The sequence below is a fragment of the Geodermatophilus sp. TF02-6 genome (assembly GCF_003319115.1).
Classification (GTDB): Bacteria; Actinomycetota; Actinomycetes; order Mycobacteriales; family Geodermatophilaceae; genus Geodermatophilus.
On the sequence record NZ_QOHF01000043.1, the window covers coordinates 1 to 12,063 of the forward strand.

A 12,063-nucleotide genomic window follows, 5' to 3' on the forward strand; every position below is an offset into this window, starting at 1 on the left:
GGCCACCGCGGCCACGTGCCGTCCCCGATCGGCGTCGAGCCCGTCCGGCCGCTCGTCGGGGACCCTGCGGGCCCCGCTCCTCCCGGCCACCGCGGCCACGTGCCGTCCCCGATCGGCGTCGAGCCCGGTCTCACCGACGATCATGAAGTTGCGGAAGTGACACGCGGTCGGACGGCGGCGTGTCGCATCCGCAACTTCATGATCGTCGCGATGGTGGAGGTCCTCACCCCACGACCGGTCCACCGCCCGGCGGGGTGTCCCCGCGCCCGGTTACTGTCGCTGCGTGACAGCAGCTGGGGCTGACCTCACCCTCCGGCACCCGGTGGAGCGCTTCCGACTGGAGAACGGGCTGCGGGTGGTGCTCGCACCCGACCGCAGCGTGCCGGTGGTCGCCGTGACCGTCTCCTACGCCGTCGGCATGCGCAACGAGCCGCAGGGCCGCACCGGGTTCGCCCACCTCTTCGAGCACCTCATGTTCCAGGGCTCGGCCAACGTGCCCAAGATGGAGCACGCCCGCCTGGTCCAGGCCGCCGGTGGCACGTTCAACGGCTCGACCCACCAGGACTACACGAACTACTACGAGGCGCTGCCGGCCGAGGCGCTCGAACGCGCGCTGTTCCTCGAGGCCGACCGCATGGCGGCGCCGGCGATCACCGAGGAGAACCTCCGCAACCAGATCGACGTGGTCAAGGAGGAGATCCGGGTCAACGTGCTCAACCGCCCCTACGGCGCGTTCCCCTGGCTGCAGCTGCCGCAGGTCGCCTTCGCGAGCTTCGCCAACACCCACGACGGCTACGGGTCGTTCGTCGACCTGGAGTCCTCCACCGTCGAGGACGCCGCCGACTTCTTCCACCGCTACTACGCGCCGGGCAACGCCGTCCTGTGCCTGGGCGGTGACCTCGACATCGAGGAGACCGAGCGGCTGGTCCGCCGGTGGTTCGGCCCCATCGAGGCCCGTCAGGTGCCGCCGGCGGCGTACACCGGCGAGCCGTCGCCGACCGCCGTCCGCTCCGGCGTGGTCGAGGACCACCTGGCCCCGGCGCCCGCGGTGGCCCTCGGCTGGCGGGTCCCCGACCCGGTCGGCGACCTCGACACCTACCTGGGCACGGTGCTGCTCGCCGAGCTGCTCAGCGAGGGCGACGCCTCCCGCCTCGAGCGCCGGCTGGTGCACGACGACCAGCTCGCCATCGCCCAGAGCAGCTACGTCGGCCTGTTCGGCGACCCCTTCGACGTCCGCGACGCGACGCTGCTGACCACCCAGGTGCACCACCCGGCGTCGGTGACCGCCGAGAAGGTGGTCTCCGCGGTGCACGAGGAGATCGGCCGGATCGCCGACGAGGGCGTCGGCGCCGACGAGCTGGCCCGCGTGCAGGCCCGCGCCGAGGCGCAGCTCCTGCGCCAGGCCGACTCCGTCCTCGGCCGCACCCTGGCCTTCGCCAACGCCGAGCTGGTCCACGGCCGCGCCGAGCTGGCCGGGGAGCTCGCCGCCCGGCTGGCCGCGGTCCCCCCCGAACAGGTGCGCAGCGCCGCCCGCGGGCTGGACCCCGGCACCGTCGCGGTCCTGGAACTGCGCGCCACGGGAGGACGGCGATGAGCAGCGGCCTCGACCTCGTCCCGCCGCTGGGTGAGCCCCGGCCCCAGCCCGAGCTGGCGGTCACCGAGCAGACCCTCCCCAACGGGCTGCGGCTGGTCGTCGTCCCCCGGCCGGGGGTCCCGCTGGTCGAGCTGCGGCTGCGGGTGCCGTTCGCCGCCGCGACGGCGCGCACCGCCGCGCAGCACGCCGCCCGCACCGCGGTGCTCTCCGGCGCGGTCCTGCTCGGCACGAGCGCGCACGACGCCACCGGCATCGCCGAGCTGGTGCAGGCCCACGGCGGAGAGCTCGCGGTCTCGACCGACCCCGACCGGCTGCTGTTCTCCACGACCCTGCTGGTCGAGGGGCTCGCGCCGGTCCTCGGCGTGCTGGCCGAGGTGCTGACCGACGCCGCCTACCCGGCCGACCGGGTGGCGGCCGAGCGGGCCCGGGTCGCCGAGCGGATCGCCATCGCCCGCTCCCAGCCCGGGGTCATCGCCCGCACCGCGCTGGCCGCCCGCCGCTACGGCGCCCACCCCTACGCCGAACAACTGCCCGCCCCCGAGCTGGTCGCCGCCGTGCGCAGCCAGGCGCTGCGCAGGCTGCACCGGGAACGGGTGCTCCCCGCCGGCAGCACCCTGGTGCTGGTCGGCGACCTCGACCCGGCCGCCGCGGTGGACGCCGCGGCCACGGCGCTGGGCGGCTGGACCGGCGAGGGGACGGCGGTCGCCGCCCCGCCGGCGCCCGAGTCGGCCCCCCGCCCGCTGCAGCTGGTCGACCGGCCCGGCGCGGTGCAGTCCAACCTGCGGCTCGGCGGTCCCGCGCCCAGCCGCACCGATCCGGACCTGCCCGCCGTGCGGCTGGCCACCATGGTCTACGGCGGCTACTTCTCCTCCCGGCTGGTGGAGAACATCCGCGAGCGCCGCGGCTACAGCTACAGCCCGCGCAGCTCGGTCGACCACCTGGCGGCCGCCTCCTCGTTCCTGGTCGAGGCCGACGTCGCCACCGAGGTCACCGCCCCGGCCCTGCTGGAGACCTGGTACGAGCTGGGCCGGATGGCGCTGACCCCGGTCACCGCCGACGAGCTCGACGCCGCCCGGCGCTACGTGCTGGGCAGCATGGCGCTGTCCACGGCGACCCACGCCGGGCTGGCCAGCACGCTGTCGGCGCTGGCCGGATCCGGGCTCCCACCCGAGTGGCTCGCCGAGCACCAGCAGGCGCTGGCCCGGGTCACCGTCGACGAGGTGCAGGAGGCGGCCCGCCGCTACCTGCGGCCGACCGGGCTGACCGCCGTCGTCGTCGGTGACGCCGCGCGGGTCGCCGACGAGCTGCCCGTCCTCGGCCCGGTCGAGGTCACCGCCGGCGCGGCCTCGCCGGACCCGGCATGAGCGTCCCGGCGGGTGGCAGCAGCCCGGCCGACAACCCGCCTCCCGCCGACGACGGGGCCGTGGTGTGGCCGGAGAGCGGCCCGACGCGACCCGGCTCGGTGCCGGTGCTCTCCCGCTCCGCGCACGACCGCAGCCACCTGGCGCGGTCCCTGCCCGACCCCACCGGCGGCCGCCCCGTGCGGGTCCTCGTCGTCGACGAGCGCCGCACCGTCCCCGTCCTCGAGGGCGAGGGCGGGCCCCGGCTGCTCTGGGCGCAGCGGGCCGAGCTGCCCGACGGCGCCGTCTTCCTCGGCGAGGCCGACGGGGTGCCCTACGCCGCCGTCCGCGGACAACGGCAGCTGGCGGTCGACGGGCGCCCGGTCGACACCTGGGCCGGGCTGCGGGAGCTGGGCGCGGACCTCGGCGACCTCGACGCCGGCCTGCTCGCCGAGGCCATCGGCATCCTCGAGTGGCACGAGCGCAACCGCTTCAGCCCGCTGTCGGGGGCGCGGACGACGGTGGAGCGGGCGGGCTGGGTGCAGCGCGACCCGGAGACCGGCGCCGAGCTGTTCCCCCGCACCGACCCCGCGGTGATCATGCTGGTCCACGACGGCGGCGACCGGTGCGTGCTCGGCCGGCAGGCGGTGTGGCCGCCGGGGCGGTTCTCGATCCTCGCCGGCTTCGTGGAGCCGGGGGAGTCCGCGGAGGGTGCGGTGGCCCGCGAGGTCGCCGAGGAGGTCGGGCTGCAGGTCACCGACGTCCGCTACGTGGCCAGCCAGCCGTGGCCGTTCCCGCAGTCGCTGATGCTGGGGTTCACCGCCCGGGCGGACGGCGACCCCACGCTGCGGCTGGATCCCACCGAGATCGAGGAGGCCCGCTGGTTCACCCGCGACGAGCTGCGCTCCGGCGCCGGCCCGCGGGTCCTGCCCCCGGCGGTCTCCATCGCCCGGCACATCATCGACCGGTGGGTCGCCGGCGAACCCTGAGAAGCCCCTTGCAGGGTCCCGCCGCGGCCCCGTCCCGGGTCCCGGCCTGAGCTTGCGAAGGGTGGGGAGGACGGGGTCCTTCCACTGTGGAGGGCAAGGGGGTCCTTCTTCAGGTGAAGCAGCCCTGCAGCAGCAGCGCCGGGTGGTCGGGGGAGTCGGTGAGCACCACGGCGTCGGCCAGCGCCACCGGGTCGACCTCGGCGTCGTAGCGGTCGAAGGCGGGCAACTCCCACGCCTGCTCGGCTGGGGTGCGCCGCCGCCGGGCCGCGGGCGCGACCCGCAGGTGGACGACGACGTCGAAGGCCAGGCCCAGCCCCTGCAGCAGCGGACCCGGCACGAGGAGTACCCCGCAGGATGGCATCGGCTGCGGCCGCACGCGGGCGGCCCGGTCGCGGGCGACGTCCCACAGCACCGGCAGGTACTCGCCGGAGCCGCCCGGGCCCACCGGGTCGAGCACCTCGCGGGCCAGGGCGCCGGCGTCCAGCCAGTCGGTGTAGCGGGCGTCGGGGTCGGTGCGCCCGTGCTCCAGCCGCAGCGACGCCGGACGCAGGAAGCCCGCCGCCGGGACGACGACGGCCGGCCGGCCCAGGGCCGGCAGCCGGTCGGCGAGCGCCGCGGCCAGGTCGGTCGGGCAGGTGATGTCGGGACCGTCGACGGCGACCCGCAGCGCGCTCGCCCCGGGCTCGGGCTCGCGGTCGGCCAGCAGCGCGGCCAGCCGGTCGGCGAGCGCCTCGGGCGTCAGCGGCTGCGGACGGGTCAGGGCCGGTCCTCCCCGGCCCCGCGGCCGGCTCGGGCGCAGAGGCGGGGCGACCGGCCGGCACCGGGGTCGCGGAGCGGAGTCGACAGGGGGGCGGGGACGTCGGCCCCGGTCGCCTCCGCCCGGCAGGCGAGGCCGTCGAGCACCTGACGGGCGAGCTCCTGGACCGCCCGGCCCTGCGACCGGGCCTGGTCGCGCAGCAGCTCGAAGGCCGACCGCGGCGTCGTGCCGTGGCGCTCGGCCAGCACGCCGATCGCCCGCTCGGTGGACACCCGGGCGGCCAGGGCGTGCTCGAGCTGGGCGACGGTCCGCTCCAACGCGGCCAGCCGCGCGTCGCGGGGGTCGGCGTCCGGGTCGGCGGCCCCGGCCGGACCGCGGGCCGCCCGCCGGGCGTCGCGGTCGGGTTCGACCAGCGCGCCCAGCTCCTCGGCGACCAGGTCGGCCAGGGAGATCCCCTCCACGAGGCCGCCGACGTCGTCGACCCGGCCGGGGGAGAGCACCGACCACCCGCGAGCGCTGCGGACGACGACCACCACCTCGTCCGGGCAGACGGCCGCTGCGGGTGCGTGCTCGACCCCCGAGCTCACGCAGCCTCCTCCACGACCTCAGCCTCCTCCACGACGCCCGCCCGTCGCCCCTGCGGCACCGCGGTGCACTCCGGTCGGTCAGCGCTCTGGCTCACGGGGCGACCTCCGTGGGGGCTGGGCCCGGCCACGAGCCGGGACGGCAGGGGGTCGGGGGACGACCCGTCCTGCGCCGATCATGCCTCCTCGCCCAGCGCCGGGGGAGGACCACTCGCCGTCAGGCGCCTGCGGCCTGGGCCAGCTGGGCCTTCACCTGGTCGATGCTCGGGTTGGTCAGGGCGCTGCCGTCGGCGAAGACCAGCGTCGGGACGGTGCGGTTGCCGCCGTTGGCCCGCATGACGACGTCCGCGGCGGCCGAGTCGCGCTCGATGTCGACCTCGGCGTACTCGATGCCCTCCCGCTGCATGAGCTTCTTCAGCCGCATGCAGTACCCGCACCAGGTGGTGGTGTACATGGTGACGGCGGCGGGCGAGGCGGTCATCGGGCGTCCTCCTGTCGGGCGGTGGACGCGGGACCTCCGCACCACCACGACACCCAACGTCGCCACTCTGGGGATGCTTCCCCCGCCTGTCGGCTCCGGCTGGGAGGATGGCAGCGGCCGACGGGACGAAAGACGGGGGGCCGATGTCGCAGATCGCCGGTGCACCCCGGGTCGTCCGGGGCGCGGGTGCCGAGGCGGTGCTCGCCCAGCTGGACGACGAGCAGCGCGCCGCCGCGCAGGCGGTGTCCGGGCCGCTGTGCATCCTGGCCGGTGCCGGCACCGGCAAGACCCGCACGATCACCCACCGGATCGCCTACGGCGTGCACACCGGGGCCTTCGTGCCCGAGCAGGTCCTCGCCGTCACCTTCACCGCCCGGGCCGCCGGGGAGCTGCGGTCCCGCCTGGCCGGGCTCGGCGTGGCCGGCGTGCAGGCGCGCACCTTCCACGCCGCGGCTCTGCGGCAGCTGCGCTACTTCGCGCCCCGGGTGCTCGGCGGGCCGATGCCCGACCTGATCGAGAACAAGCTGCGGCTGGTGGCCTCCGCCGCCTCCCGCTCCCGGCTGTCCACCGACCGCACCAGCCTGCGCGACCTCGCCAGCGAGATCGAGTGGGCCAAGACCACGCTGGCCACGCCGGAGGACTACCCGGTCCGCGCGCAGGCCGCCGGCCGGGAGCCGCCGTTCGAGCCGGCCGCCGTCGCCCAGGTCTACGCCGGCTACGAGTCGGCCAAGCAGCGCGACGGCGCGCTCGACTTCGAGGACCTGCTGCTGGTCACCGCGTTCGCGCTGGAGGAGCACCCGGACGTCGCCCGGCAGGTGCGGGCCCAGTACCGGTACTTCGTCGTCGACGAGTACCAGGACGTCAACCCCCTGCAGCAGCGGCTGCTCGACGCCTGGCTGGGCGGGCGGGCCGACGTCTGCGTGGTGGGCGACCCCAACCAGACGATCTACTCGTTCACCGGCGCCGACCCCGACCACCTGCTCGGTTTCGCCGACCGCTACCCCGACGCCGAGGTGGTCAAGCTCGAGCGCGACTACCGCTCGACGCCGCAGGTCGTGTCGCTGGCCAACAAGCTGATCGGGCAGGCGCCGCCGCGCAGGGGGCTACCCGGGCTGCGGCTGCTGGGCCAGCGCGCCGAGGGCCCGGCGCCCCGCTTCTCCGAGCACCCCGACGAGCCCACCGAGGCCGCCGCCGTCGCCCAGGCCTGCCGCGCGCTCGTCGAGGCCGGGACGCCGGCCGCCGAGATCGCCGTCCTGTTCCGGATCAACGCCCAGTCCGAGGTGTACGAGAACGCGCTGTCCGCCGTCGGCGTCCCGTACGTCGTCCGGGGCGGGGAGCGCTTCTTCGAGCGGCCGGAGGTGCGGGAGGCCGTGCTGCTGCTGCGCGGCGCGGCGGCGGGGGGCGCCGAGCCGCTGGTGCCGGCCGTGCGCGACGTGCTGGCCTCGATGGGCTGGGTCGAGCACCGGCCGCCGCCCGGTGGCGCGGCGCGCGACCGCTGGCAGTCGCTCGCGGCCCTGGTCGACCTCGCCGTGGACCTGGTCGCCGAGGACCCCACGATGGACCTGGCCGGCTTCGTCGCCCACCTGGCCGCCCGGGCCGACGCCCAGCACGCGCCGACGGTGCAGGGCGTCACGCTCGCCTCGATGCACGCGGCCAAGGGCCTGGAGTGGGACGCCGTCTTCGTCGTCGGCCTGGTCGACGGCGTCCTCCCGATCTCCCAGTCGCTGTCCCGGCCGGAGGCGGTGGAGGAGGAGCGGCGGCTGCTCTACGTCGCCGTCACCCGGGCCCGCGAGCAGCTGGCCCTGTCGTGGTCGCTGGCCCGCAACCCCGGCGGCCGCCGGTCCCGGCCGCGCAGCCGCTTCCTCGACGGGCTGGTGCCGGGCTCCACGCCCACCGCGCCGCCTCCACCGCGCCGGCAGAAGCGGGCCAAGGTGGTGCTCGAGGGCGAGGCGGGGGAGCTGTTCGAGCGGCTGCGCGCGTGGCGCAGCCAGGCCGCCGCGTCGGCGTCGGTCCCGGCCTACGTCGTCTTCACCGACGCGACGCTGCAGGCCATCGCCGAGACCAGGCCGGCGTCCCTGCGTGAGCTGTCCGCGCTGCCCGGCGTCGGCGCCCGCAAGCTGGAGCTCTACGGCGCGGACGTGCTGGCGACCGTCGGCTCCTGACCGCTCGCCGGGCGTCACGCCCGCCGGAGCAGCACCCGCTCGGGGGACGGCGGCCCGTTAATCCCGTTGACCGGCCGATCCGGGGCGCCCTACCGTCCTCTGCACGCCCCGACGCACGTCCGGAGCGCGCCAGACCCGGCACCGGCCGAGCGGCCGGGCCCGAGCCCGAGGAGGTGGTCGCCGTGATCACGACGATGTGGACCACCGACTCCGCCGGGGCGTGCGGCCCGGTGGGCCTCGCTGCGCGTCCGGCTGCCTGCACCGCCGAGCGGCCGGGAGCCTTGCGCCTGCGCGACCTGCCCCTGACCGCTGCCGTGACCGGCGTCCCCGCTCCCCGCGTCGTCGGGGCTCCGCCGAGGGGCGCCGGTGTCTTCGGCACCTCGGTGTTCGCCCTCGTCCCGACGGCCCGCGGTGACGCCCCGGCCGTCGAGGTCATCGGCACCACCGCCTCCCAGCAGCAGGACAGCGAGCACGACGACCCCACCCTCGGGTCCCCCTCCTCGAGGAGACCGCTGAGCTAGCGCTCGACCGGTCCTCCTCGAGGCCGCGGAACCCGAACCCGGGATCCGCGGCCTCTCTCATCGGCGCCCGCGGCACCCGGTCCCGACCCCCGGTCGGCGGGACCCGCCGGCCGCAGACGACGAGTACGAGGAGCGGCAGTGCAGCCGACGGTCGACCGTCCGACGTCCCACCGCCGACCCGGGCTCCCCCGGACCGGTGGACCCCTTCCCCGACGGCCCGTGCTCCCGGTGGCCCCGGCTCCGGTGCGGCACCCGCTGCCGTGCCGGACCGACCCGGACCTGTGGTTCGCCGAGAGCCCGGCCCAGCTCGAGGAGGCCAAGACGCTCTGCGCGGACTGCCCGGTCCGGGACGCCTGCCTGGCCGGCGCGCTGGACCGCGGCGAGCCCTGGGGCGTCTGGGGCGGCGAGATCTTCGAGCGCGGCGTGGTCATCGCCCGCAAGCGGCCGCGGGGACGCCCCCGCAAGGTGGCCGCCGCGTGACGGACCCCGGTGAGGACCCCGTCCTCCCCGCCCCTCGTAAGAAGACCCCCTGCCCCCCGCCACTCGCAAGCTCGCGCCAGGCCCCCTCCCGGGCACCGCCCCGAGCGGAGCGAGGGGTGGGGAGGAGGGGGTCCTTCCACCTGCAGGGGGCCGGCGGGACCCGGGACGGGGCCGGTGAGCCTCGGGCCGGGGTCCTCACCGGGGCCGTACGAGCCCCCAGTACTGGTCCGCCCGCGAGCGGGCCACCCACCGACGACGGAAGGACCCACCGTGCACACCATCGAGTACGCCCTGGCCGTCGACCGGCTGCGCGAGCTGCGCGCCGAGGCCGACGCCGCGGCGCGCGCCCACCGGTTGCGCACCGCCCGCCGCTGGATCCGCCGCGCCGAGCAGGCGACGCGCCGGGCCGCGCGGGCCAGCGCCGCCGTCCGCTGAAGGACCCCGGTCGCCGCTCAGGCGGTGAAGCCGGGCAGCCACTCCTCGATGACGCTGCGGAAGTCACCGGCCGCGTCGAGCTGGCAGAGCACCCCGATCGACCCGATCGTCACCCGGTGGATGAGCAGGTAGGCGGGGGGCAGGTTGAGCATCCGGCCGAGCCGGTTGGCCTCGGTGCGCGGGTCGGCGATGCGGGCGGCCTGCTCCTGCATCCACGCCCGGGTGAAGTGGAAGTAGGGGCCCTCGATGGGGGCGAGCAGGGGCCGCAGGTAGTCCAGCACGCCCTGGGCGTCGACCTCGACACCGGGGCGCACGAAGCCCTCCTTGCGCAGGTCGGCCAGGACGTCCTCCGCGCGGCCCTCCAGCGCCCAGCGCACCAGCCGGCCGATCGGCTCGGGGTGCCCGTCGGGCAGCCGGGCGGTGGCGCCGAAGTCGATCACCCCCAGCCGCCCGTCGTCCGTGAGCCGGAAGTTGCCCGGGTGCGGGTCGGCGTGCAGCAACCCGGCCCGCTGGGGTCCGGAGAAGTGCAACACCGTCATGAGGACGCCGGCGCGGTCGCGCTCCTCGCGGGTGCCCGAGGCGATCACCTTCGCCAGCGGCGTCCCGTCCAGCCACTCGGAGACGATCACCTTGGGCGCGCTGGCCACCACCCGGGGGACGACGATCTGCGGGTCGTCGGCGTAGGCGGCGGCGAAGCCGCGTTGCGCGTCGGCTTCCAGCGCGTAGTCCAGCTCCTCGACCACCCGGGCCTTGAGTTCGACGATGAGCGGCTTGACGTCCATGCCGGGGAAGAGCGCGGCGAAGAGCCGGGCGAAGCGGGCCAGCTGGTTGAGGTCGGCCATGAGGGCGGTGGCCGCCCCCGGGTACTGGATCTTCACCGCCACGTCCCGGCCGTCCCGCCAGGTCGCCCGGTGGACCTGCCCGATGCTGGCCGCGGCCGCGGGCGCGTCGTCGAAGTGGCGGAAACGCTCCCGCCACCGGCCGCCGAGCTGCTGGGCGAGCACCGCGTGCACGGTGCGCGCCGGCATGGGCGGCGCCTCCTCCTGCAGCTTCACCAGCGCCTCGCGGTAGGGCGCGGCGACCTCCTCGGGCACCGCGGCCTCGAACACCGACAGGGTCTGCCCCAGCTTCATCGCGCCGCCCTTGAGCTGGCCGAGGACGGCGAACAGCTGCTCGGCGGTGCGCTGCTGGAGCTCGGCGGTGACCGCTTCGGCCGGCCGGCCGGACAGCCGCTTGCCGATGCCCAGTGTGGCCCGGCCGGCGGCGCCCAGGGGGAGGGAGGCCAGGCGGGCGGTGCGTGAGACCGAGCCCCGTGGGATCTCCCGACCGGTCTCCGTCACGTGTCCTCCTCGCTGGCGCTGGTCGGCCGGGTGGCCGCCGGTGTGGTGCGCCTGCGCGGGGCCGCGAGCTCGGTCACGGCCCTCCCGGCCATCGGCCGCGGTCGCGGCGGCACCTGGTCGGCGTCCTGGCCCGGAGACACACTGCCGTCATTGTCCACTGTCGAGTGGTCGCAGCGCTGGCCGAGGGTGGTCACGTCCCCTCGCCGGGCGCCGGGACGCAGTCGCAGTCGGGGTGGACCGGCCACGTGCGGATGCGCGGGAGGAGGTCCGGCGCTCGCAGCTCGACCGTCGCGCCGAGGGTCACCGGCGCTCCGGTGCCGTCGAGGTGGGCCAGCGCCTGCACGGCCGCGGTCACCGCCGTCATCAGGCAGGTGACCGTCGCGCCGGCGGGCGGTGCGTCCTCGGCGGTCAGCTGTGCGGCCAGTGCCGGCCAGCGCGGGTCGGCGTCCCGACGGTGCAGGTCGGCGCAACGCAGGCAGCTGGTGACCCCGGGGACCACCAGCGGCCCGACCACCCCGGTCTCCCCGCGGACGGTGGCCACCAGGTGCGGCACGCCCTGCCGCCCCAGCTGCGCGGCGAGCGGGTCCGAGGCGGCCCACGGCCGGGTGAGGACGACGAGGTCGGGGCCGCTGCCGGCCGGCAGCGGGCGCAGGTCGGTCAGCGGGCTGGCCCGGCGGACGGCGTCGGCCGCGGCCACGGCACGCGGCCGCCCTTCGTCGGCGGCGCCGAGCCCACCGACGACGGCGTCGGCGGCCGTGGTCAACCCGTCGTCCCGGACGCTCACCCGTCCCACGCCGCTGGCCGCCAGGACCGCGGCGAACGGCACCCCGACCCGGCTCGCCCCCTCGACGACGACCGCCGCGGCCCGGCGGGGCCGCCATCGGGACCGGCCGGCCGCCCGGTCCGCGGCGGCGGGCAGCTCGGCCCGCGTCCGCGCGGCGGCGGCCGGCCCGGCGTCGGCGGCCAGCAGGTCGGCGGCCTCCAGGTCGACGAGCAGCCCGGTCGAGCGCAGACCGTCGAGCAGGGCGGTGACCGCGGCGGGATCGTGGCCCGCGCGGGCCGCCTCGGTGAGGACCGTGCGCTGGGCGCGCCGCCCGTCCAGCCCCCGCAGCAGGGCGGTCAGCTCACCGGCGCCGGGGGTCACCAGCAGGCCGTCGGAGGAGTCGACCCCACCCACCTGGACGGTGTCGGTGCCACCCGGGCCGGCCAGTCGCAGCAGCGGGACGGTCGCGGGCAGCAGAGGGTGCGCGGTGTCGCTCACTGGTGCACCATCCATCCGTCACCGATCTTGGTTGGGTCGGTGATGCGCCCGAGGTGCCGCCTCGTCATCGCCCTGCTCGCTCGACACCGTTGATGTCCAGCGTGAGATCTGCGAGACGG

12 protein-coding genes are annotated in these 12,063 nt (G+C 76.7%); 7 read left to right on the forward strand and 5 right to left on the reverse strand.

The window, feature by feature from the left end:
• The first annotated feature begins 322 nt into the window (after nucleotides 1-322).
• The 3 genes from DQ238_RS22290 to nudC are packed head-to-tail and all read left to right on the forward strand — an operon-like array spanning nucleotide 323 to nucleotide 3,923.
• Nucleotides 323-1,594 (forward strand): pitrilysin family protein, encoded by a 1,272-nt coding sequence (locus DQ238_RS22290; protein ID WP_233496216.1) that lies wholly within the window; start codon nucleotides 323-325, stop codon nucleotides 1,592-1,594.
• Nucleotides 1,591-2,958 (forward strand): pitrilysin family protein, encoded by a 1,368-nt coding sequence (locus tag DQ238_RS24305; RefSeq protein ID WP_113783438.1) that lies wholly within the window; start codon nucleotides 1,591-1,593, stop codon nucleotides 2,956-2,958. The genes DQ238_RS22290 and DQ238_RS24305 overlap by 4 nt, the downstream gene beginning before the upstream one ends.
• Nucleotides 2,955-3,923, forward strand: a complete 969-nt coding sequence (gene nudC, locus DQ238_RS22300; protein WP_113783439.1) for an NAD(+) diphosphatase — start codon at nucleotides 2,955-2,957, stop codon at nucleotides 3,921-3,923. Before DQ238_RS24305 ends, nudC begins: the two co-directional genes overlap by 4 nt.
• 109 nt (nucleotides 3,924-4,032) lie before the next feature.
• On the opposite strand, the gene DQ238_RS24020 is transcribed toward nudC, so the two are convergent.
• The 3 genes from DQ238_RS24020 to DQ238_RS22315 all read right to left on the reverse strand — a co-directional run bounded on the left by DQ238_RS24020 (nucleotide 4,033) and on the right by DQ238_RS22315 (nucleotide 5,745).
• The gene (locus tag DQ238_RS24020) at nucleotides 4,033-4,368 is read right to left on the reverse strand and encodes a hypothetical protein (RefSeq protein ID WP_233496218.1); all 336 of its coding nucleotides are present in this window, start codon (nucleotides 4,366-4,368) and stop codon (nucleotides 4,033-4,035) included.
• Nucleotides 4,369-4,679: 311 nt separating this feature from the next.
• Nucleotides 4,680-5,267, reverse strand: a complete 588-nt coding sequence (locus DQ238_RS22310; RefSeq protein ID WP_113783440.1) for an ANTAR domain-containing protein — start codon at nucleotides 5,265-5,267, stop codon at nucleotides 4,680-4,682.
• Nucleotides 5,268-5,481: 214 nt separating this feature from the next.
• Nucleotides 5,482-5,745 carry a mycoredoxin gene (locus DQ238_RS22315; RefSeq protein WP_113783441.1) on the reverse strand — a complete coding sequence of 88 codons (264 nt, stop codon included), beginning with the start codon at nucleotides 5,743-5,745 and terminating at the stop codon, nucleotides 5,482-5,484.
• A gap of 143 nt (nucleotides 5,746-5,888) precedes the next feature.
• Between DQ238_RS22315 and DQ238_RS22320 the strand changes: the two genes are divergently transcribed.
• The 4 genes from DQ238_RS22320 to DQ238_RS23425 all read left to right on the forward strand — a co-directional run bounded on the left by DQ238_RS22320 (nucleotide 5,889) and on the right by DQ238_RS23425 (nucleotide 9,343).
• Complete coding sequence (locus DQ238_RS22320; RefSeq protein WP_113783442.1) at nucleotides 5,889-7,907, forward strand: ATP-dependent helicase; 2,019 nt, start codon at nucleotides 5,889-5,891, stop codon at nucleotides 7,905-7,907.
• Between the two features lie 182 nt (nucleotides 7,908-8,089).
• Nucleotides 8,090-8,428: a hypothetical protein gene (locus DQ238_RS22325; RefSeq protein WP_147263186.1), complete on the forward strand. Its 339-nt coding sequence runs from the start codon at nucleotides 8,090-8,092 to the stop codon at nucleotides 8,426-8,428.
• Between the two features lie 228 nt (nucleotides 8,429-8,656).
• Nucleotides 8,657-8,908 carry a WhiB family transcriptional regulator gene (locus DQ238_RS22330; protein ID WP_305037584.1) on the forward strand — a complete coding sequence of 84 codons (252 nt, stop codon included), beginning with the start codon at nucleotides 8,657-8,659 and terminating at the stop codon, nucleotides 8,906-8,908.
• Nucleotides 8,909-9,178: 270 nt separating this feature from the next.
• A complete protein-coding gene (locus DQ238_RS23425) occupies nucleotides 9,179-9,343 on the forward strand; it encodes a hypothetical protein (protein ID WP_199506518.1) in 165 nt (54 codons plus the stop codon).
• Between the two features lie 17 nt (nucleotides 9,344-9,360).
• Here DQ238_RS23425 and DQ238_RS22335 read toward each other — a convergent pair whose 3' ends face one another.
• Nucleotides 9,361-10,683, reverse strand: coding sequence for an AarF/ABC1/UbiB kinase family protein (locus tag DQ238_RS22335; RefSeq protein ID WP_113783445.1), 1,323 nt, complete (start codon nucleotides 10,681-10,683; stop codon nucleotides 9,361-9,363).
• A gap of 190 nt (nucleotides 10,684-10,873) precedes the next feature.
• Nucleotides 10,874-11,944, reverse strand: coding sequence for a ThiF family adenylyltransferase (locus DQ238_RS22345; RefSeq protein WP_113783447.1), 1,071 nt, complete (start codon nucleotides 11,942-11,944; stop codon nucleotides 10,874-10,876).
• Nucleotides 11,945-12,063: the final 119 nt, after the last annotated feature.